Source organism: Flavobacterium sp. ABG (assembly GCF_001027725.1).
GTDB lineage: Bacteria > Bacteroidota > Bacteroidia > Flavobacteriales > Flavobacteriaceae > Flavobacterium > Flavobacterium cupriresistens.
In genome coordinates, this window is record NZ_LEKS01000002.1 from 153,405 (window position 1) to 178,498 (window position 25,094).

Sequence of the window (25,094 nt, forward strand, 5' to 3'; positions counted from 1 at the left end):
TCAATTAATTCACCACTTCTTTTATTAATCTTACAAATCGTTCATAAAATCCATTAATTCCTCCACATCTTCCATTTCATTTTCTTCTATTTTTACTGTATTGGATAACTTATCCTGATTCAGGTTTTCTCCTAAAGTTCGTATCGTCGGATATTGAAAAAAGGATATGATTTTTAAATCTGTATGCAAAGCGGTGTTCAATATGGCTAGTAGCTGAAAGGCTTTCATTGAATTACCTCCAATTTCAAAAAAGTTATCATCGATACTAATTTGCTCCAGTTTTAAATAGTCACCCCATAATGTTGACAGCTTTTCTTCCATTTCGTTCCTTGGAGCTACATAGTTTTTAGTTGCACTAATTTCTTCGTTCGGAGCAGGCAGTTTTTTATAATCAATTTTGCCGTTTGGTGTTTGCGGAAAGTCATCAAGTGTTATTACATATTGAGGTATCATGTAATGTGGCAAACGCAATCTTAAGAATTCTTTGATGCTGTTTTCTTCTGTATAACTTGCCGTTTTGATATAAGCTACAAGGAACGTTTGTCCTTTGTTTTCAAAAGTTGAGATAGCACTTTGCGTGACCGTTTCGTGCTCAAGAATTACATTTTCTATTTCTTTTAATTCAATTCTGTGCCCTTTAATTTTTACCTGGCTGTCTATTCTTCCTTGATATTCTAACTCTCCATTAGAAATCCAACGAGCTAAATCACCTGTCTTATATATTTTTTGGTTGTATTCAAAAGGGTTGTCTATAAATTGTGACGATGTTAGTTCATCATTGTGTAAATACCCTAAAGATACCCCATCTCCACCTATGCATAATTCTCCTGAAACCCCTACCGGACATAACTGGTTATAGGCATCCAGAATATAAATTTTTGTATTTGCAATAGGCTTTCCTAACGTTACATCGTTGCTTGTTGCTACCGTTTTTACAGAAGACCAAATCGTTGTTTCTGTAGGCCCATACATATTATAAATATCATTCTTGACTTCACTAAGCAGCTTTTCTGCGAGTGCTTTTTTTAATGCTTCTCCACCAACTAAAAGTGTTTTTATTTGCTGTAGTGCTTCTTTTCCTTTGGCATTCAACAAAAACTCTTCGTAGAACGATGGCGTAGATTGCATGTGAGTAACCTTATGCTGCTGAATAAGTGTTGTCACTTCTTCATCCGATGTTAGTTTATTCATGCGATTTACAATAAAGTCATACTGAACTTTAGATCTTCTTACCAACTCTTTTAAGCTAAATAAATGATCCAGATTTTCCAGTACCTTTTTTTCCTCTACTCCAAAATCAATCAAACATGCTATTTCATTAACATTAATATTGTAGGCGCGGTTTATTATTTCCAAACAGGTTTCCGGAGTTCCAAACAAACTACTGCTTTTATAAAATCTTAAAAAACCCATATCTAATAAGGCTTCTTCGTCACTTTTTAAGTCCAGCCCTTGCTCTTCTGCAAGAGGTTTTAGAAGATCCAACGAGTTTCTTAAATAATTTTTAAAGGGCTCTTCGACAATATTCTTTACCTCTTCCGCATTATTTCCAACATAAGTATGTAACATCAACGCTACTTTTCCTTTCTGCGGATCAAATCCGTTCTCTTTAAGTGTTTGTCGGTATACTTCTATTTTTTCTCCTAAATCTTCAATACTCTGGCCTAACAAATGGGTCAGAACATTGGCTCCAATACTTCCCGCATATCTAAACGTCTCTACACTTCCTGCGGCCGTCACCCAAATTGGAAGTTCTTTTTGCACGGGTGTAGGATGTATTTTAAATTCAAAGTCTTTCCCTATTCCGTTTTTACGGGTTAAGGTTTCTCCTCTCCATAACTTTTTTAGCAAGTCTATTTTTTCATGCATCAATTGATGACGATTCTGATAATCATTGGGTGCTAAAACAAAATCGTTTGGATGCCATCCGGAAGCAATAGATAATTCCACTCTCCCTTCAGATAAATTATCGATCATTGACCATTCTTCGGCAACTCTTACAGGATCATGTAGCGGCAATACCACACTTCCTGAGCGAAGTTTTATATTTTTTGTAATGGTTGAAACTGCGGCGGCGGCAATTGACGGATTGGGAAATTGATCTCCAAAATCATGAAAATGTCTTTCCGGAACCCAGATCGCTTCAAATCCGTTTTTATCGGCATATCCGGCTCCTTCGATAAGTAGTTTGTATTTATTGGTTTCCGAACTTGTTCCGGTAGGAAAATAAAACAAACTGAAATCCATTTTAGGTTTAGGCAGAATAGGAACCGGTCTTTCTAAATGAATTACAACCTTGCTTCCGCGAGTTAATGTCCATAACAATTCCAGAATTGAAATATCAAAACTTATACTGGTCATGGCTAACCACACTTCATGCTGAGTTGTCTGATCAAACTTCAGATTCATTCCCTCCATGAAGTTCACTAAATTCCTGTGGGATACTTTTACCCCTTTTGGTTTACCGGTAGAGCCTGAAGTATAAATAACATATGCCAATGACGAACTTTCAATTTCTGGCAGGTAAGACGCTTCTAATGACTCCGCATCCAAGGTAGCTACGGAAATGGTTTTAACGCTTTTAGAAATTATGTCTTGGGTCTCTTGGTCTGTTAAAACAATTTTTGTTTTACTGTGTTCTACGATATAGTCAATACGATCCAATGGGTAAAATGGATCTAATGGCAAATAGGAAGCTCCTGACTTTAGTATTCCAAGAATCGCAATCATCATTTCCATAGAACGTCCCAAGCAAACACCTACTGTAGTATTGGATTGTACATCCTGTTTGTGAAGATAGGACGCCAATCGTGTAGATTTTTCGTCCAGTTCTTTATAAGTCATCTCTTTTCCATCGCATACCAGAGCAATTTTTTCAGGAAACAGCATGGCTTGTTTTTGAAATAAAGAAACAGTTGTTGCTTTCGTATCGTACTGATGCGTCGTAGCATTGAATTTATTTAAGAGCTCTTCTATTTGTTTACTATCCAAATACTTTGTGCTTTTAATATCCAATTGTGGTTCTTTGACACTTTGTGCTATGAAGTTTTCATAATTAACCGCCAGGTCTTCAATGAATTTTTTCTGAAAGAGATCTGTATTGTACTCTATAGATAAGCTCAGATTGCTTTCGTCTTCAAAAAAAGTAAATGTTAAGTCATACTTGCTGACTGTGCTCTCATAATTGGTATAAAAGGAACATTTTAATCCTTCAAAAAACAAATCAGAACTAATTGATTCGTCGTTTTTTTGTTGATGTGCCACCAGAATATCAAACAAAGGAGAGCGGCTTACATCTCTGCTTAAATTAAGTTTATCTACCAAGTCTCCAAATGAATAACCTGAATTTGAATACGCTTCTTCTAAGGTTTGCTTTTGCAGGTTGAATAAATCTAAAAAAGAACTATCTCCCTGAAATTGCATGCGTATTGGCAACGTATTAATATACAAGCCAATTTGGTTTTGAAGTTCCGCATGATTCCTTCCGGAAACTGGAGTCCCTAAAATAATATCCGTTTGAGAAGTATATCGATACAATAATCCATTTACAGCTGCCATCAATGACATAAAAAGAGTTCCTTTGTTTTCGCTTGAAAACACTCTTAAGCTTTTTAAATTTTTCTGACTTATTGTATGTGTGTAACTGGATCCTTTATAGGTTTTTAAAGCTGGTCGGGATTGATAAGTTGGTAAGTTAATTACCGGCAATTCTCCTGAAAATTTTTCTAACCAATATTTTTCTTCACTTTTTACATTTTCTTTATCACTAACCCACTCGGCATAATCTTTAAATTGTATCGGCAGCTCCTGTAAATTAATCGGGTTTTCGGAAACTAAACTATTATAGATTTGTGCTAAGTCAGACATCAAAATTTCTAAAGAGGCCCCGTCAGATATAATATGATGGATATTAATTCCTAAATAATATTCCTTGTCGTTTTTGTGCAATAACAGCGTTTTCAAAAAAGAAGATTCTTTTAGTTCAAACGGTGATTTTATAAAATCGGTTACAATACTTTTAATTTCTTCCTCCGAACAATTATTTCTGACTTCCATTTGAAAATCAGCTTCTTGTGAAACTTTTTGAGCTATTTCGCCATTTTCCTGTAGTACAAAATGTGTTCTTAAAACCTCATGTCGCATCACAAGCGCATTAACCGCTTGTTGTAATTTGGTGGTATTTATATCGCCTTCCAATTTTAAAACAATAGGCAAATTGTAGGCACTATTAATATCCTCCATCTGGCATAAAATCCAAAATCGCAATTGAGAAGAGGTTACCGGGTATAACTCTTTTATAGCTGCTTTAAGAATTTTATTAGAAGAACTAACTAATGTTATTTTCTTTAAGTAATCGAGAATACTTTCTTTATTTTCTTTTACCAGTTCAATGAGCGAGTTATCAATATCTTCTTCCAGAAAAATCAATTCAAGATTTTCCCCGGATAGTTTCACATCTAAACCCTTTAATCTTATTTCTTTTAAAATAGAGGCTGCTTTCATTTTATATAAGAATTTTTTTCTTCTCCGTTAATGTTACTTGATTTTGTAACGACTTTAAATTTTCGATATGTAGCGCTACCGATTCAATAGTCGGATCACTTAAAAACAATTCAAATGTTATTTCAGTAGTTAACTCTGTCTTTATTTGATTTAACATTTTATGCATTCTCAGACTATGCCCGCCTAATTCAAAAAAGTTATCCAGAATTCCTACCTTGTCAATCCCTAATAGTTCTTTCCAGATTTCTGCTAATTGCTTTTCTATCTCCGTTTCAGGGGCTGTATATTGTGTAGTAACTAAAGCACTGTCATCGATCTCAGGCAATGCTTTTTTATTGATTTTCCCGTTAGGTGTAAGCGGGATTTCATCCAAGATAACGATATGAGAAGGTAACATGTAGTCCGGAAGAACCTTGCTTAATTGTTTTTTTAAGTAAAGTCGGTCAATGAGTGCAGTTGGTACAATATAAGCCACTATCAGTTGCTCATTTTCTTTATTCACAACATCAACAAAAGCCTGATTTACATGATCTTGAATCAGAATAACATTTTTAATTTCTTCTAATTCAATTCTATATCCTCTAATTTTTATTTGATTATCATTCCTGCCTAAATAGATGATATTGCCTGTATAATCTTCATAGGCTAAATCTCCTGTTTTGTATAAACGCTCGTCTTTTTCAAACGGATTGGCGATGAATCGCTCGTTAGTCAGGTCAGGTAATTTTAAATAGCCCAGCGCTAAATGTTCCCCTCCAACATAAATCTCACCTATTACTTTTTTAGGTACCGGTTGCTGATCCTTATCTAATAAATATATGGCGGTATTGGCTACAGGTTTTCCTATTGGTACATAAGATACAATCTCGTTTTCCTCCTTACACATTGTATAACTGGTCACTACATGGGTTTCTGAAGGGCCATAATGGTTGTGTAATTTAACTTTTGGGTTTTGTACCAAAAATTCTTGTAAGGTATTATTCGCCATTAATTGCTCCCCGGAAGATATAATGTGTTTAATCTCATGGTTTTTAACAAACGTTTCTTTTGGAAAATCAAAAAAGTTTGTCAAGGCAGAAAATGGAAAACACAACACTTCAATAGCATTGCCAACAATGAAATCTAAAAGTCTCCTGAAATCAATTTTCATTGCTTCGGGAGTTATAAACAGAACCCCTCCACTACTTAACACAAACCAGCAATCCTGTAAGGAGACGTCAAAACTAAAGGAGGTATATTGCAAATGCTTTAATCCTGATTCTATACCCGAGTCATAAATATTCCATTGAATTAAATTGCTGAGCATTCTATGGGTTTGTACCACCCCCTTAGGATGTCCGGTAGAGCCTGAGGTGTAAATAACGAAGGAAGGATCATCTAATTGATTTACGATATTCAGATTACTGTCATCCCATTCAGAAAATGCAAATTGATCTAAATTGATTATAGCTGCCTTTTCTGATAATTCTTCGTCAAATAAATCTATTGTTGAAATTACTGTTTGTATTTCAGCATCTTCCAAGATATACTCTTTACGTTCAATATGATATTTATGATCAATGGGAACATAACATCCACCGGCTTTTATAATGCCTATCATTGCCAGGACATTTAAATGCGAACGTCCCAAAATTACTCCTACATTAGTTTGTGGAGTTACGTTGTATTTTTCTCTTAAGCAATGTGCTAACTGATTGGTGTATTCATTTACTTCTTTATATGTTAATGAAATATCTTCGTATTTAACTGCTACATTTTCCGGCGTGCGTTGTACTTGATTTTCAAAAAATTCTATCACGCATTTTTTTACATATTTTTCCGTTGTAGCTTCTTGTTTAAGTACTCCTTCCTTCTCTGTAAGATAGTTTAGTGCTCCTATTCTTTTTGCAGGTTGCGTCAATAATAGGTGTACTATTTTTTTATAATGCGTTATAAACTGTGTTATGAATTTTTCTTCAAATAAATCGGTATTGTATTCTACTTTAAGGGATAACAGGTCATTTTCAGTCTCTTCTACATACACTAATAAATCAAATTTACTGGTCGTATATTTTTCGACTGTAATTGCTTCTGAAAAAGCCTCATCGTCAAATTGCTCTTCGTTTTTTGCTCCTTCTTTTGGCAAAACCACCAGCATCACATCAAAAAGAGGATTTCTGGAAGCATCCTTTTTTAAATTCAAAGCTTTTACTACTTCTTCAAAAGGATATTGCTGATTGTTATGTGCTTCTAATATGGATTGTTTTACAGCTGTAAAAAAAGTATCAAATGAATCGGATTGTTCTACTTTGTTTCTAATGGCCAAAGTATTGGTATAAAACCCTATTTGATTATGTAAATCTATATGCTCTCTCGCAGCAAAAGGACTTCCTATAATAGTGTCATTATTTCCCGTGTATTTCGCCAACATCACATGCAAAGTGCTTAACATTACCATATACAATGAACCTTCCTGGTTTTTTTGGTAAATGCTCACAGCATTAGAAATGTCGGTATTAAAATAGGTTTTCAGCGTTTGTCCGTTATACGTTTTTACGGGTGGACGTGTACCTGTAATAGGTAATTCTAAAACCGGCGTTTCGGTTGAAAGTTTAGCCAACCAATAATCCTTTTGTTTTAGAAAAGATGCTCCTTCAAGATTATCCAAATTCCATAACGTATAATCTTTATACTGAATTCTTAATTCTTCCAGTGCGGGTACTTTATTCGTCTGTAAAGCCTTATAAGCGGTCAATATTTCGCTCTTTAAAATTGGAATTGACCAGGCGTCACAGATAATATGATGTAAAATACAGGAGAAATAATAGCTGTTGTTGTCATATTTTAATAAAGCAGCTCTTAACAAAGGGCCATTCTCTAAATCAAACGGCACATTTGCTTTTTCCTTGATGTATTCGTTTACTTTGGACAAAGAGTCCGCAGCTTCTGAATAATCCTCGTAATCGAGATTAAAGTTTAATTCCTGTACGGATAGTATCTGTTGTTGTGGTTCTTTTTCTGCATTGAGTCGAAATACGGTACGCAATATTTCATGTCGGTTCAGGATATAAATTATGGCTTCTTCTAAGCTATTTTGATCATAATCACCTTCTAGTTTAACTTCAAAAGGAATGTGATAGGCTATAGAGGCTGTAGTGGACTGTGATTCAAACCAAATTCTAAATTGTGCATTGGAAACAGGATAACTAAGTGCTTCTTTGGCTTTGGGTATTTCTTTAAATTTATTGATCGAAATAGATTGTAAATAACTTATAATCTGTTCTTTATTATTTCTTACTATTTCCACTACCTCATCCTCCACAGTCTCTTTTAACAGAGATACTTCCAGCTGATTCCCGACTAGCTTTACCGCTACTCCTTTTTCTCTTAGTTCTTTAATTAAAAAGATTGTTTCCATGTGTAATTTTATATTAGTATCTTTTTTACAGACCGTTCGTTATCTATTTCTTCCACCCATTTCACATTTTCAATATTCATTGCTAAATTCTGAATGGTAGGACGCAGGAATAATTCCTGAATATTGATCGATACATCAAATTGTTTTTGAAGAACTGATAATAGCTCAGTCGCTTTTAAACTATGTCCGCCCAATTCGAAGAAATCATCTGTTATACCTACCTTTTCCAAACCAAGTATGTCCTGCCATATGGCGGCTATTTTTGCTTCTGTTTCTGAGGTTGGTGCTACATAGTCTGAAGCTTTTATTTTGAAAATTTCCAGTTTTAAAAGTGCCGTTTTATCAACTTTACCATTAGCTGTTAAGGGTATTTCGTCTAACAACAGAGAATAGGTTGGTAACATATAACCCGGCAGTTTTTGTGACAGGCTTTTACGTATTTGCTGCATATCAATATTCTCGCCTTTTAAGTAAGCAACAATTTGTTTTTCTCCGTCATGCTCCTTGGTCAGTACTACTGCATTACTTATGGTTTCTTCTTCTTGTAAAGCATGTTCTATTTCGCCCAGCTCTATACGGTATCCGCGAATTTTTATCTGATCGTCTTTTCGTCCCGCAAAACCTATGTTTTGATCGGGCATCCAATAGCCCAAATCTCCCGTGCGATACATGACAGTTCCGGGATCAAACGGATTTGGTACAAATTTCTCCTTAGTCAGCTCAGGTTGATTCAAATAACCCACCGATAATCCCTTTCCGGAGATACAGATCTCGCCTATTAGTCCTTCTCCTTGTAGTGCTAATTCTTCTGATACGATATAAAAACGGGTGTTAGAAATAGGTTTTCCAATTGGAAGCGAATGTTCCTGCTTTTTCTCAATCCTGTAACAACTGCTATAAGTGGTATCTTCAGACGGACCGTACAGATTTCTTATCTCGATCGGATATTTGATCAGGGCATTGCTCAACGCTATCGGAATAGGTTCTCCCGCCATATTTAATACCGAAACATTTTTTAAAGAAATCTCTCTTTCCAGTAAATTATCCACTACAGAAGGAACTGTGTTTATGAATATTTTTTGGTCGCTGTCTACATAATCGGCAATTGACAATCCGTTGGTAATGATTCTGATTTTTTTTCCGGTGCTCAGTGGATAAAACATTTCAAATACCGATAAATCAAAACAATGTGAAGTTGCTGCATAGAGAATATCAAAATCAGCAGCAGCAAATTCTTCTTTACTCCACTCTAAAAAGGCTACAGCATTATCATGGGTTAACATAACGCCTTTTGGCTTTCCGGTAGACCCTGAAGTATAGATGATATACGCTAATGAATCGGATGTTATTTTAATTTCCGGCAGTTCTGCAACCGGTATGTTTGCCTGTTCAAAATCATGCAATACTTTTTCGGTTATTGTAATTTTACAAGAACTGTCCTGTTCGATATAAGCGATTCGTTCTTCGGGATAATTTAAATCGATAGGAACGTAAGTCGCTCCGGTTTTTAAGACCGCTAGCAGGGCTATAACCAACCATTCATCTCTTTTTACTTTTATACCTACAAAATCTCCCGGACGTACAGCGCATTGCTCCAACAGGTAGTGTGCCAATTGATTTGATTTTTCCGATAACGCTTTGTACGTAATCGTTTTATCTTCACACACAAGCGCAATTGCCTCGGGCGTTTTACACATTTGAGCGTTAACCAAATCTACTATAGTTCTGTTTTCTTGATAGGCTCTATTTGTCGCGTTATAAGTGTGCAGCAAACGTTGTTTTTCTTCACTGGGAACAAAGTCAATTTTGGCAATGCTATCGTTCGGTTTTTCTATCCCTTCAGAAATAAATCTTTCTAAATAATGGATCAGTTTTTGAACAAAACCCTTGGTATATATATCAGTATTGTAATTCAACGTCAGGTTCAGGCTCTCTTTTCCTTCCGCAAAAGAAAAACTCAAATCAAACTGACTTGTGTTCTTTTGTATTTTTTTATAGGGCGCTATTGTTATTTCTTCGAAAGTTTCTTCTTTAGAAAATAAATCTTGCTGATTGTGTAAAACAACCATAACATCAAAAAGTGCCGATCTTGAAAGATCACGTTTTAACCCCAATTCTTCTACCAGTACATCAAAAGGATAAGATTGATTCTCATACCCTTCCAGCAATACCTTCTTTTGTTTTTTTACTAAACTGCCATACGTATCAGTTACTTCAAAACGAGTTCGAATTGCCAGTGTGTTCAGGTATAATCCTATTTGCTCTTCTAAATCCGGATAATCTCGTCCTGCCACCGGAGTCCCGAGAATGACATCGGTTTGTCCGCTGTATCTGTAAAATAAGCCGTTTAATCCTGCCATTACTGCCATGAACAAAGTAGCTTGATGCTGTTGGCAAAAACCTTTTAATTTGGTAATAAAATCTATTGAGAAAGCATGTGAAATACTATCGCCATTATACGTTTTTACTTTTGGACGTGTGGCTGTGGTCAACAATTCCAATACCGGAAGATTACCTGCAAATTGCTCGCGCCAGTAACTTCCTGATTCGGCTAATTTTTCCTGATTTGGCGCACTGTTGTACCAATGCGCGTAATCTTTATATTGAATCGGTAAATCCGGTAACGCAATTCCTGTAGCCTGCTTTAGATGGTTGTATTGGGCTACTATTTCTCTGGATAAAATTTCCATTGACCAGCCATCCCCTACAATATGATGCAGATTAAACAAGAGTAAATGATGCGCATCGTTAAAGCTTATAATTTCTACTTTTAGCAGTGGCGCCTCACCCAAATTAAAAGGATGGTTGACATGACTGGTTATTTTTGCTGATAACGCTTCTTCATTTAATCCATGATGCACGTCTATCGGACAAACAACCGATGCTGCAGGCAGTACATATTGGCTCAACACTCCCGATTCATCTGCTTTAAAAACCGTGCGAAGACTCTCGTGTCGGTCAATGAGTTTATCTACTGATTGTTGAAATAAGGACAGGTCTAATTTGCCTTTCAATTCTAATACATTCGCAATGTTGTAAGCCGCACTGCCTCCCTCAAATTGACTTAGCGTCCATAAACGTCTTTGTGAAGAAGTCACCGGATAGTATTCCTGCTCCGGTATTTTGGTAAATTGTGCGCTCGCAGACAGTTGCAATTTTGCTATAATTCCCAGTATGGTCGGGGATTCAAAAACATCTTTGACTTTTAATTTGTATCCTAATTTTTCTAATTTGTTGATGAGTCTTATCACTTTCAGACTGTGTCCTCCCAAATCAAAAAAACTGGTGGTAATGCCGATCTTGGATATTCCTAAAATCTCTTCCCATAACAAAACCATTTGAGATTCCAGATCGTTTCCGGGGGCAACATATTCGTTATTTTTTACGCCAAGATCTTCAATGGCCAATAACGCTTGTTTGTTTATTTTTCCATTAGAAGTTAAAGGAATTGTTTCCAGTTCTACATAAAACCCGGGAATCATATAATCCGGTAAACTTGTTCTTAAGCCGTTTTTTAAAGCTTCAATATTGATATTTGCACCGACTACGTAGGCCACAAGGACTTGTTCTCCGGCACGTTCTTTGGCTAGTACTACTGCCGTGGTTACGGTTTTATCTTCTTGTAGTGCCTGTTCGATCTCGCCAAGTTCTACACGGTATCCTCTAATTTTTATCTGCTGGTCTTTTCGGCCTATAAAACCGATGTTTCCGTCGGGCATCCAATAACCTAAATCTCCTGTACGGTAGAGCAACGAATCAGAATTAAACGGATTGAAGACAAATTTCTCTCTCGTCAATTCAGGCTGATTCAAGTATCCGGCCGCTATTCCTTTTCCTGAAATACAAAGTTCACCAACAATTCCAACAGGAGTTAATTGAGTAGCACCCGACTCCATAATATATACTTGTCTGTTCACTATTGGTTTACCAATTGGAATGACTGTTTCTTTATTTGTTAGCGGATAATAGGTCGCACAAACAGTACTTTCTGTGGGGCCATAAGTATTAAATACGGCAAGTTTGTCCCATAAATTACTTACATGATCGGCTTGTAAAGTATCTCCGCCACTAATCAGTGTTCTGATCCCAAGATTGTACTGATCGTATGTATCATTCAGGTATTGCAATGCATAAGGATTCGTACTTAAAACCGTTATTTTGTGTTGTTCGCAAAGCTTGAATAACGCATCAAAATCCCCTTTCTCGTCATGAAAAAACAAGGTTCCTCCGCTACTAAGAATCGGAAATATTTCTTCTATAGAGGTGTCAAAAGAAATGCTGGCTTGCTGCACTACACTATCCTGAGCTGTTAATCGAAAATGATTTTTAAACGTTAACACATAATCTACAAAAGATTCATGTGTAATCTGAACCCCTTTCGGATTTCCGGTCGATCCCGAAGTGTAGATCACATAAGCTAAATCTTCTTGAGCAATCGTAGCAACAGGCGTCTCAGCATATTGCTCTACATTATTTTTAAACTCGTCTATGATTTGCGTATTGACAATCAGCTTACATCCGCTGTCTTCTTGTATGTACTTTTTTCGTGCTTCCGGATAGGCAGGATCTATGGGTACGTAGACCGCGCCTGCTTTTAATACGCCCAGAATCGCAATAATCATCCATGGATTTCTTTCCAGTTCAATTCCAACAAAATCACCTTTTTTTATGTTGAATTGTTGTCCAAGACAATTGGCCAGTTTAGTACTGTAGGTTTCTAATTGCGCATAGCTGATTTTCTCTCCCCGATGTACAAGTGCGGTTTGATTTGGGTCGTCCTTAACCTTTGATTGTATAAGATTTACTACCGTTAAAGAAGAATCGTAAGGCGTTAGTGTCGTATTGAACTCGTTAAGAAGTTTATTTTTTTCTACCGGAGATACAATTTCAATAGCATTTATTGCTTGTTCGGGCTTTCTCAAACCCGAACTTACAAAAGCTTCAAAGTGCTGTAACAAATTAGCTATAAAATTCTCCTGATAGATATCTGTATTGTATTCTACGTTTAATGTCAGTCCTTTTTCACTTTCTACAAATACAAAACTAATATCCAGTTGGCTTACACCTCTTTCTATTTCGCTGTATTCAGTAGCTACAATCCCATCTATTTCTTTTTGATCGTTTAGTTCCAAGCCCTGATGATTTTGCAACAACACCATAATATCAAACAATGGTGATCTGCTTTGGTCTTTAGGAAGTGCTAATTGATTGACAAATGCTGTAAAAGGATATTCTTTGTTTTCGTATGCTTTGATAAGCGTCTGCTTTTGTTTCTGCATGAGTTCCAAAAAGCTGTCTTCCTTATCAAATTGTGTTCGAATTGGCAGTGCATTAGAGTATAATCCTATTTGATTCTCAATATCAGAATGTTCTCTTCCTGCCACAGTAGTACCAAGGGTTATGTCGCTCTGACCTGTATATTTGGAAAACAATCCATTAAGACCTCCAACTAAGAGCATAAACAAAGTCATTTGCTGTTCTTTACCAAATGCGTTTAATGCTGCTAAAAACGATTTTGAAAATTCGTGCTGAAGAATATTTCCGTTATACGTTTTCATGACCGGACGTTTTCCCGGAACTAAATTTAATAGAGGGGAATTGGTTTCAAACTGTTGCTTCCAATATTCTAATTTGTTATGATATTCAGGACTTGCAAGTTTCTCATTGAGCCATTCGCTGTAGTCTTTGTATTGTATCGACAGTTCAGCCAATTGTATTTCCTGGTTATGGACTAAACTATTGTAAACCAGCATTACTTCTCTGGTTAGAATTTGCAAGGACCAGCCATCGCCTATGATATGGTGCAACACAAATAACAAAATGTGCTCTTCTTCGTTTCTTTTTAATAAAGTAGCGCTCAGCAAAAGATCTTTTTCCAGATCGAAAGCTTTTTGGTACTCTTTTTTTATTTGATTGTGAAGTTGGACTACAGGGGAATCCTCCGAAATTATGGTTTGAAGCTTAAAATTTGCTTCTTCCTTAGTTCGGATATATTGTTGTATTTCTTCTTTTTGATTTTTTCTAAAAATGGTTCGAAGTGATTCGTGTCGTGCAACTACTTTTTGAAATGCTTGTTCCAGAAGTGTCGCATTGAGTTTTCCACTTAACTTCAATGTCGAAGTGATGTTGTAAGCTTTGTTTCCTCCTAGATATTCATGGGTAAACCACATAAAATATTGCGTGGGAGTCAGCGGGTAACTTTCCATTACCTTAGCTTTAGAAATTGAAATATTCGAAGAGATCAAGCTAATCAAGTAGGCCTTGTGCTCTTTAATCTCTTCCAGCAACTCTTTTGTCAATACTCCCTTTGGAGCATTCACCTTAAGATTTCCGTCAATTATTTTCAACTGAACTCCCAAAGAAAGAAGCTTATTAATCATTTCATTTTTCATAAAAAAAACAGTTTTAATCTAGTCTTGTATTTTATTCTATTTTCCAGATCATTTTCTTTTTTTTTCATTTACCTCATTCTTTAACTACTGCTAAAAAAATAATGGATTAGTTTCTTAATACTTCGCAAGCTTTTTTCTCAACACAAACTTTAACGGATATAAAAACGCCAATCTTTGTAAACTGCACGTGATGCAAAAAATCTAATTTTCAAAAAAAACACACATTTACCATCCTCATTTACAGTTATGTGCCATATAAAAATCCCTTCTAGTATCTACATATAAAATACTTTAATCAAAAATATCAGTAACCAAATAATAAAAATTACGGACTTTTGATATCTAATTTACGGTCTTTTCAGTGAAGCCCCTAAAACATTAAGAATCAAACAAATAAGCGTGTTAATTTTAACTAAAAAAAATTGATTCTTTTGTAAAACATCAAAAACACTGAATTTTTACCTTAGAAAAAACTTACAAAACGCGCAGTACGTTCAATCCATATTGTGTTTTATAAACTATTCTATTTCCTGCAAGGCCTTTTTTTGACCTTGTTAGGTGTAAAGCATAAATTAGGATACCCACAAGGTCAAAAAAAAGACCTTGCAGGAAAACCTCAATAGTAAAAAATCAACAACTTAATATTCAAAATCAGGTTAGTAGGTGTTTTTTAATACGAAGCTTTAGCCAAAACTTTACTCACAAGTTTTTTTCTTAAAGCTTCCAGACTCAAACGCAAATAGCCGCTGGTTAAAACCAACGGCTACTCAAATTTTGATTATTTTTTATTGACGGGTTTACAAAATAATTTCGTCCTGATCCAATTCCTGCAAGACCGTATCATCTTCATTATTCTGAAGTATCGAAAAGTGCAACAAAGCAGATAAATCCTTAATGTTTAAAGTTTCGTAAAGATTAGCGATCGAAAATACCGTATTATAGGTCTTATTTATTTTATTGATTAAAACAACGGCTTGTAAACTGTTGCCTCCTAATTCGAAGAAATTATCTTCGGTTCCTATAATTGGCGCATCAATTTTCAGCACCTCAGCCCAAATCGTGACCAAAGTTTTTTCTATGTCATTTTTCGGCGCTACATAAGGAACGGTTTTTAAATCAGAGACCTCAGGGTTTGGTAATGCTTTTCGTTCTATTTTTCCGGTTCTCGTTAATGGAAATTCTTCCATGGTTATATAGATCGTCGGAATCATATATTTAGGTAATATTTCTCCTAAAAGCATTTTAATTTTTGTTACTTCTAAAGCTTCAGTTACCTTTATATAGGCCGTTATGTGGTTATTTCCATTTAATTCTTTAAGTAAAACCACGGCCTCTTTTATCCACTCAATTTGTTCTAATTGATATTCTATTTCAGACAGCTCTATTCGAAATCCGTTGATTTTTACCTGAGAATCTTTGCGTTGCAGAAACTCAATTTCACCGGTAGGAAGCATCTTTCCGATATCCCCTGATTTATAAATTCTTCCTTCTCCTGTCGCGGGATCTGTTGTAAAAACCTGTGCTGTTAATTCCTCTCTGTTTAGGTAGCCCAATGAAAGGAAGTCGCTTTTGAAAACAATTTCTCCCGTTTGATAAACCCCTCTTCGCTGGTTGTTTTCACCCAATAAAAAGAGCTCCGTTTCCTCAACCGATTTGCCCAGCGGCACATTGCTTCTTGTCAATTGTGAGGCATGTTTTAAGAATTTTTGAGCCACAATAGTAGATTCCGTTGGCCCATAATCGTTTACTAAAAAAGCACCTTCAAGGAAATGTTTTTTAAATAAATCTAAATCGGGCTTATGACATGATTCTCCTCCCAAATCTATTAATCGCACTGTTGGTAAGACTTTGTCCTCTTCCAGTCCCTTTAAAAAATTCCTGTAGATCGTGGGTACCATATGTATAATTGTGATATTCTGCGTAAATAACCAGTCTGAAAGCGGGTCAAGACCATTTTCAACAATATCGTAAATACTCACGGTAGCGCCATTTAAAATCGCACCATAAATATCTTTTACCGAGGCATCAAAAGTATAAGTAGAGAAAACACTTAGGTTGTCTTTTATGGCAATGCGAACATTATTGGTATATACTCTGATAAAATGAAGTACATTTCTTTGCTTTTGCAAAACTCCTTTGGGCATTCCCGTAGAACCGGAAGTATACAAAACATAAGCCTCTGCCGAAGGACTTATACTGTTATTTGGATTTGAAATTTCGGGAAGAGTATAATTTTCAGATATTGTTATAATAGCTAGCTGTGGTACTTCCTGCTCCAACTGTCGGGCTTTCTCTATAGTGGTTGCATTACAGACCAAAAGCGTACAACCTGAATCTTCAATAAGGTACTGAATTCTACTCAAAGGACTGTTCGCATCTATAGGCACATAGGCATAACCAGCTTTTAGCACTCCCAACATTCCTATTACGCAGGTTTCATTATGGTTTAAAAGCAAGGCTACTCGTCGTGTCTGCGGATTGGCTTTTTTATTGATTTCTAATGCCAAATAATTGGCGCAATTATTCAGCGTTTTGTAAGTAAGTACTGTTTGATTCGCAAATACAGCGGAATGATCGGGAAATTTAGCTACCTGTTTTTCAAATCGCTGTGTGATACTTTGTTCAATTTCACTCGCTTCAAAATAATCAAAATCATTGGTCGGTTTTGAATCGTCTTCCTCAAAAATATAGTCTTGAAATATTTCTATCTCATGCAATGTTTTTTTGTCATCGACCACCACCTGATCTATGATTGACAAATAGGCGTCTATCCAATACGTTATGGTTTCTTTTTTAAAGAGTTCCTGATCGTATACGCAGTTGATACTGTATCCGTTTGTAAAACTTTTTATATAACATTCTATATCAAACTTTGGAGTTGCTTCCAATAGTTCGTGATTTGGACTAAAATCGGCTATCCTTTCCAACGGTTTTGTATCAAAATCAACCATATTCAAAAACACGGGACTTAGCGGAAAACCATTGTCATTTTGGGGAGCCTCTATAAGCTCCAATAACTGTTCAAAAGGATAGTTCTGATGTGCCAGAGCGTTTATTAAAGTTTCATTAACGCGTTGCAACCAGGTTTCAAAAGAATCCTTCTCACTTATTTTATCCCGCAACATAAGCGTATTTATAAAACAACCCACTACCTCTTTTAATTGGTAATGATTTCGGTTGGCCACCGGAATCCCCAGTGTAATATCTTCTTCGGAAGTGAGTCTGAACAACAGGATCTTTAGCGTAGCCACAAAAATTGCGAAAACACTCGTCTTTTTTTCTCCCGATAGTTTTTCTATTTTTTTCTTCTGTTCTTCTGAAATGTATACAGTATAAGATGAAGAGGTTCCATCGTTCGTTTTTACTTTTGCCGTGTAGTCTGTTGGCAATTGCAAATACGATAATTGTCCGGCAAACTGTTCTTTCCAGTATTTTTCGGAAACACTAACATCCGACGACTGTAATACCTTATTTTGCCAGTGGGCATATTCTTTATATTGTATAGCCAATTCGGGAAGTTCAGCAGGCTTGTTGCTTATAGTGGCCGTATAAATATCCATTAAATCTCTCGATATAATTCCCATAGACCAGCCGTCGCTTATACTATGATGGATGTTAAAATACAAACGGTGAGCCGGGCCTTCTTTCAAAATAGCAACTTTAAACAAAACATCTGCTTCAAGATCAAACTCCTGTTCGAATACCTCTTTTTTAGCATCCAATTCCGATTCGAAGCACTGGATTTCTACTGATAAATGGGATCGGATTTTTTGTTTTGGAATTCCGGCCTCTTCTGCAAATACACTTCTTAAAATCTCATGACGTTCTAAAAGAAGATCAAAAGCGGTTTTAAAAGCGGTTAGATCAAAGTTATCCGGTAACTGCAGCGTACTGTATATATTAAACTCTCTTGATTTTCCTTTGATTTTATAAAGCAACCAATAGCGCATTTGCGATGGCGATAATTCATAGTATTCCTGAGAAGGCAATTTATCAATCTCATATACGTCTGGAGCTAATTCATTTAAAAGAGCGGCATGGCTTCTCAGACTGGTATTGGCATAAAGCGTTTTTAGCGGAATCGCTATTTTGAATGTCTTTTGATATTCGCTTACTAATTTTGTTAGGAGTAAACTATGTCCACCAAGTTCAAAAAAATCGTCGGTGCTGCCTATGGTTTGATGTCCCAAAAGTTCTTGCCAGATTACGGCTATTTTTGTTTCAGTTTCGTTAATCGGTGCCACATATTCTTTTTTCAGAACATCGGCTTCGGTGATTGCGGGCAGCTTGGCCAGATCTATTTTACCGTTTGCATTTAAGGGCACTGTTTCTAATGCAATATAATACGCCGGCACCATATAATCAGCTAACTGCTCTTTTAAATAGGCTCTAAGTGCTTTTCTGTCTATAGCCACCGTTGTGGTAAAATACGCTATAATGGTTTGTTCATTGTTGATTTCTTTGGCCAGAACCAGGGCAGTAGAAATTGCAGGTTCATAGCTTCTGATCACATGTTCTATTTCTGCCAATTCAACCCTGTTGCCTCGTATTTTTACCTGATTGTCTTTTCTTTCTATAAATTCAAGATTTCCATCGGGTAACCATCGGGCTAAATCTCCGGTTTTGTATAATTTTTCTGTTGCTGCAAATGGGTTTTGAATAAATTTTTCAGCCGTAAGTTCCGGTTGATGCAAATACCCTTTTGAAAGTCCGATTCCTGAAATACACAATTCTCCAATAACTCCAATTGGTTGTAATTTTAAATTTTCAGACAGTATGTAAACCTTTGTATTTGCGATAGGTTTTCCGATCGATACTTTTTCTTTTGTGCTTTCTTTACAATCGTAATAGGTTGTTACGACCGTGTTTTCTGTTGGTCCGTAGTTATTATATACTTGTAAAGAAGTATCCACTGCATAATTTAAACTCTCTCCTCCTGTAAGTATCGTAGTCGATAGAGCCAAACTGTTATCTGCCATGATATCCTGACATATTTTTGAAGGCAAGTACGAATGAGTAATCTCGTTTTCTTTCAAAAAAGAAGTCAACAATTTGGTTTGCAGACGTACTTCTTCGTTTTCAATAGGGTAAAGTGTGGCACCTGATAGCAGATACGGATAGATTTCCCAAACCGATGCATCAAAGGCAACCCCGGAAAACAAAGTTCCTTTACTGGATGCTGTAACGTTGTAGACTTCTTTGTGCCAAAAACACAGATTAACCAATCCCTGATGTGCAATCATCACGCCTTTTGGTTTTCCGGTAGATCCGGAAGTATAGATTACATAGGCCAGATCTGTACTTTCAGTTTTTACATCGGGTTGAACGTCGGACAATTGTTTTTCATTATAAAAAACATCCAAAAAAGCAGTGTCTATAACTACTTTGCCCGCAACATCATCTATAATATCTTTAATTCTGTTCTCGGGATAATTCTTGTCTATAGGCACATAAGCGGCCCCTGTTTTTAGTATGGCCAATAAGGAAACCACCAAATGTTCGTTTCTTTCTAATAAAACTGCCACCAGATCATGCGGAACAATTCGATAGTTCTCAATCAGGTAATTCGCCAATTTATTCGATCTTTTATCCAGTTCGGCATAACTCAAAGACTGATTTTCTGATCGGACAGCGATATGGTGTGGCGTTTTTTCTACTTGCTCTAAAAACAAATCGATTATGGTTTTCTCCGTATCAAAAGCGGCATCAGTATCGTTGAATACCTGTAGCAAAGTTTCTTTTTCATTTTCGGAAACCAAATCTATTTCTCCCACTACCATTTCGGGGCTCTTTATCACTTGAACAAACAAATTCTCCAAATGTTGGGACAATCCTTTGATGAAATTCTCTGTATAAAGGTCTGTATTGTATAGTATTTCTAAAGTAAGCTCCTCTTTTTCTGTAAAAGTAAATACGATATCAAAAGGGGCAATTGCTCTGTTAATTTTGAACTCTTCGATCGTTACTGTAGATGAATCGGAGTGTTTAAAGTTGGCTAATTGTTGTTGATTTTGCAGCACGACCATCACATCAAACAAAGGGGATCTTGTAGTGTCTCTTGCTATTTTTAATTCTTCTACCAAGGCATCAAATGGAAAATTCTGATGCTCATAAGCTTCCAAAAGTAGTTTTCCTTCTCTTTGAAGTAAAGTCGAAAATCCTTCGTTCTGATTTACTGAATTTCGTATGGCCAGCGTATTGGTAAACAACCCAATTTGATCTTCTAAATCAGGATGCTCCCGCCCTGCTATTGGCGTTCCGATGATAATGTCGTCTTGATTGCTATATCGGGATAATACTGCTTTTATACCCGTCATTAACACTGTAAATAGCGTTACCTGATAGTTCTTGGAAAGGTTTTTTAGCTCTGTAAGTACTTCTGCTGTTAAAACATGATACAACTGACTTCCTCCATACGTTTTTACTGCGGGACGGTTCGCATAAACAGGTAATTGAAGTACCGGAACGGTGTCTTCAAATTGTTTAAGCCAATACAATCGGGCGGTCTGATAGTTCTCTTTTTTCTGTTCCTCCAACAACCATACGGCATAATCTTTAAATTGAACAGCTTCCTGAGACCACTTGATTGCCTCTCCGGTATGCAAAGCATCATAACAGGCTAAAACCTGTGCGGTCAATACTTCCAATGACCAGCCATCGCTTATCAGGTGATGCATTGATAAATAAAACACAAAATTATCCGGTGTAGTTTTCAATAACGAAGCGCTGAATAAAGGAGTTTTCGTCAGATCATAGGAGTTTTTACTTTTTCCTTCAATATAATGCTTAACCTCATCGTAAGGCGATTGCTGATGAGAAAAATCTTTAGTGTCTATGGCAAAATGAAATTCTTCTTTGGGCAGAATGTATTGATTTACCGCTCCGTTTTGATCTTTCTTAAAAAAAGTCCTCAGAATTTCGTGATGTGCTACAACTTGATTAAAGGCTTCAATAAATTTAGCTTGGTTGACAGCTCCTTTTAACACCACCGCTCCTGAAATCTCATAGGCATCATTCCCACCGTCGAGTTGACTTAACAACCACAATCGGTTTTGTGAATGCGTCAATGGATAGGATTCTGAAAAAGCAGCCAAAGGAATTGGCAAATATTCTTTATTTTTTAATACTTTTTTTAACTCGGAGAGGGTTGGGTTGGTATAAAACATTTTATACGGAACACTCTTCTCCAGTTTTTTGTAGATGGCATTAATAATTTGCGAAATCATTAAACTATGGCCTCCCATTTCAAAAAAATGATCGTTCATACCGATAGGCGCTACTCCTAAGGCTTGTTCCCAAATCTCAACTAGTGTTTTTTCAAGAACATCAGCTGCAGCTACATATTCTCTTTTTACGATTGCCGTTTCCGTAATTTCTGAAAGCGCTTTTTTATCTACTTTACCATTTGGAGTCAACGGAATTGTCTCTAGTTTAATAAAATAAGCAGGAATCATATAACCTGGGAGGAGTTTTTCTAAATGTCCCCTTAAAACTGTTTTATCGATAAACTCGTTTTCTACATAATAGCCTACTAAAACATCTTCTCCTTTACGCTCTTTGACCGCCACAACGGCTTGCAGTATGTTTTCTGAAAACGAAGAAATGGCGTTCTCAATTTCTCCGAGTTCAATACGATACCCTCTGAGTTTTATTTGATGGTCTTTTCTTCCCAAGAAAATCAGATTCCCGTCAGGAGCCCATTTTGCCAAATCACCGGTATCGTACATTTTATTTCCTTCCTCAAAAGGATTTTCTATAAATTTGGCCGAAGTTAGTTCGGGCTGATTGAGATATCCTTTTGTCACACCGTCTCCCGAAAGATATAATTTTCCAACAATACCAGCCGGTACCAGTTGTAAAGCGTCATCTAGAATATAAGCCTGTGTATTGCTAATGGGTTTACCAATAGGAATGGTCGTATAGTTTTTTTCTGAAGATAATTTGTAACAAGTGCTATAAGTAGTATCTTCCGAAGGGCCGTACAAGTTTCTTATTTCGGCATTCGTCAGCAACAACTTTTTTGCAATATCTACCGGAAAAGGTTCTCCTGCAAGATTAATTACACTCACATTTTTAAGGCTAAAACCTTCCTCTAAAACCTTTCGAATACTTGAAGGTACTGTATTTAATAAAATCTTCTGATCTTTGGCCAATTCGGCGCCAATCTCTAAAGCATTATTTAGTATTTTGATTTTTTTTCCAACAGAAAGTGTGTAAAACATCTCATAAACGGAAAGATCAAAACAATGCGATGTGGCGGCATACACTACATCAAAACTATCTGTGTCAAACTCTCTTTGTGCCCAATCAATTAAGGCTACAGCATTTTGATGTGTGATCATCACGCCTTTAGGGTTTCCGGTAGTTCCCGAAGTGTATATAATGTACGCCAGCTCAGCTGATTTTCGGTTCGCAGACTGATTTTCTTTGGAGTAGTTGTTCTGTTTCTTCTCAAAATCATTATAAAGAACAGCATCAACAACGAGCTTGCAATTACTGTCTTTTTCAATGAAGGCAATTCTTTCCTCCGGATAATTGACATCTACGGGTACGTAGGTAGCCCCCGCCTTTAAAACCGCTAATAGAGTTATAAGCAGTTTTTCGCTTCTCTCCATTTTAACCCCGACAAAATCGCCTGCTGCAATAGCATACTCTTTAATCAGCCAATCCGAAACCTGATTGGCCTGCTCGTTAAGCGACTGATAGGTAAGTACTGTTTCTTTACAAACAACGGCAACATGCTGCGGTGTTTTCTGTACTTGCTTTTCTACTATTTCGGCTAATGAAAGAGTCGTATCATAGTTCGTTTTTGTCGCATTGAAAGTGTGTAACAGCAATTCTTTTTCTTCATTCAAAACTAAAGGCAGTTTAGAAATTGAAGTAGTAATATTGTCTTCTAATCCTGCTAATAGGTTTTTAAAATTTGCTGAAAAATGTCCGGCGAGAGCACTTTCCACAAATTTATCCGAATGATGTAATGCCATTCTAAAATCTTTATTTTCCAGTTTTTCGATTTGAAAGGACCAGCCGCAGCACAATACTTGCTGTTCTTTTTCTGCTCCGTAATTAAACTGAAAAGGAATAGCATTTACATTTGATGCTGTGGAAATACTATGCTCTTCGTAATAGTTTGTATGCTTATAAACGTCTTGAACTTCTTCTTTTGCTTCCTGTATAAATTCTTTTACCGTCTTTTGAGTTATAGCTTGAAATACATAAAATGACACTGCATTTTCAGCATTCAAAAACATGTTAGAGGACACAAAATTAGACTCTTCAAAATACCTTTGAAGCAACATATTATAAAGGGCGATCAACACCGTAAATTCTACAATAGTATTTTCAGCCGTTAATTTATAGAAGTAAGAAAGTTCAGAAGCCGAAACGGTACTAAAATCTGTTGAAGAGTTTTCCGAAAAATTTTCTTTAGAATAAGTAAGTTTACTGATTTTTTTATTCCAATAGTCTTTACCAATTTTGTGGTTAATGTGATCCATTTTAGTGTAATTCTTTTATACCATTAGTTTATTTAACAAGGAGTTAACTAGGCTTATCACTGTTGTCTTTTGTTACCAAGAAGCTATATAACAAATGATCTGAAGCCTGTAATCTACTTTTATGTTCTTGCAATTCAGGTCACAACGCAGATCGCATAATTGACCCTAAGCGAAAATAAAAGCAACACTCCACTAAAAATTACGGACTTTCGGTATAAAAATTACGGGCAGCTATTCGCAACAGAAAAACAACTAACAAAGGGATTCACAAACACCTAAACTTTGATCTGTTTTGCCAAGCGAAGCTTTCAAGTCTGCACACATTCTTTGCGGTCAAACGATTTTTAAGCTGAATATCCTTTTTCATAAACTCCAAAAATAAAAAAAGGTACAGTCAAATATTTTGCTGTACCTTTTACTTATCCTTACGATTATTCTTATTTTTTTTTATTTTCAGTACTCGTTCCTACTGAAAATCATATTGACAAAACACGGGAGATTTTTTAATAATCCCAATTGTATTCACTAACCATTAATTCCGGTTCTTTATTGGAATATTTTATGGCTATTGAATCTCCTTCTTCTTTATTTAATTTTTTTCCCATTCCATCAGATTCCTCATATACTTTTCCATTGACAACGTATTTAATCCTCACTGCTTTTCCTTTATATAAAGACATTTTAGTAATTATTCCTTTCGAAGTGGTATAATCCTCTTTAACATATTGAATTTCATCCGTTTTTTCATCAATAAGATAGATACAAAGCCATACAAAAAAAGCTATAATACCAAGCAATACACCTACTAATTTAAAGTACTCTTTGGTGGTTGGCTTGGTTGGTGTTTTTTTATCATTAGTATAAGTATTCATTTTATCTTTTATTTTCATCCTAATAATTTAATAAAACAAAGGATTCCCAATAAAGAAATACCCAAAGACCTTAATTAAAAAACTTTTTCTCTTATTCTTTTATTTGTTTGGGTCTGTTAATACTTGGAAAAGATTCCAAATACTCTACCTCAATTTTATTACCGATTTTATAGCCTCTCTTTTTGGAATCTCCGTTATATAATTTCCCATTCGCAGAAAACGCATATGAATAGGTAAACATCTGAGTTATGACTCCCTTACCTTGAATGTTTTTTTCATTAATAATTGTTGCCTCTTTTACGACAGCATACTTATCCAATAAAGAATTATAAACGGGCCATTTAAATATACTAAAGCACAAGTAAAGAATTGGACTTAATGCAAGTAGTAAATACATCCTCTTTTTTAGTTTTACTAAAAAACTGTTCTTTTT

At 35.9% G+C, this 25,094-nt stretch carries 6 protein-coding genes; all 6 read right to left on the minus strand.

Annotated elements, in window-relative coordinates:
* Positions 1-30 precede the first annotated feature (30 nt).
* A complete protein-coding gene (locus AB674_RS02095; RefSeq protein WP_053004177.1) occupies positions 31-4,503 on the minus strand; it encodes a MupA/Atu3671 family FMN-dependent luciferase-like monooxygenase in 4,473 nt (1,490 codons plus the stop codon).
* A 1-nt stretch (position 4,504) separates the two neighbouring features.
* Positions 4,505-7,900: a non-ribosomal peptide synthetase gene (locus AB674_RS02100; RefSeq protein WP_047773453.1), complete on the minus strand. Its 3,396-nt coding sequence runs from the start codon at positions 7,898-7,900 to the stop codon at positions 4,505-4,507.
* Between the two features lie 8 nt (positions 7,901-7,908).
* Entirely contained in the window at positions 7,909-14,292 is a 6,384-nt protein-coding gene (locus tag AB674_RS02105) for a non-ribosomal peptide synthetase (protein WP_047773454.1), read from the minus strand.
* A 797-nt stretch (positions 14,293-15,089) separates the two neighbouring features.
* The gene (locus AB674_RS02110) at positions 15,090-23,789 is read right to left on the minus strand and encodes a non-ribosomal peptide synthetase (protein ID WP_047773455.1); all 8,700 of its coding nucleotides are present in this window, start codon (positions 23,787-23,789) and stop codon (positions 15,090-15,092) included.
* 503 nt (positions 23,790-24,292) lie between these two features.
* On the minus strand, positions 24,293-24,679 hold the full coding sequence (locus tag AB674_RS02115) for a hypothetical protein (RefSeq protein ID WP_047773456.1): 387 nt from the start codon (positions 24,677-24,679) through the stop codon (positions 24,293-24,295).
* 73 nt (positions 24,680-24,752) lie between these two features.
* On the minus strand, positions 24,753-25,058 hold the full coding sequence (locus tag AB674_RS02120; RefSeq protein WP_131701506.1) for a hypothetical protein: 306 nt from the start codon (positions 25,056-25,058) through the stop codon (positions 24,753-24,755).
* Positions 25,059-25,094 lie beyond the last annotated feature (36 nt).

Excerpts from the sequence above, each read along its gene's own strand:
- AB674_RS02095 (WP_053004177.1), bottom strand. The coding sequence starts at position 4,503 with ATGAAAGCAGCCTCTATTTTAAAAGAAATAAGATTAAAGGGTTTAGAT.
- AB674_RS02100 (WP_047773453.1), bottom strand. The coding sequence starts at position 7,900 with ATGGAAACAATCTTTTTAATTAAAGAACTAAGAGAAAAAGGAGTAGCG.
- AB674_RS02105 (WP_047773454.1), bottom strand. The coding sequence starts at position 14,292 with ATGAAAAATGAAATGATTAATAAGCTTCTTTCTTTGGGAGTTCAGTTG.
- AB674_RS02110 (WP_047773455.1), bottom strand. The coding sequence starts at position 23,789 with ATGGATCACATTAACCACAAAATTGGTAAAGACTATTGGAATAAAAAA.
- AB674_RS02115 (WP_047773456.1), bottom strand. The coding sequence starts at position 24,679 with ATGAAAATAAAAGATAAAATGAATACTTATACTAATGATAAAAAAACA.
- AB674_RS02120 (WP_131701506.1), bottom strand. The coding sequence starts at position 25,058 with ATGTATTTACTACTTGCATTAAGTCCAATTCTTTACTTGTGCTTTAGT.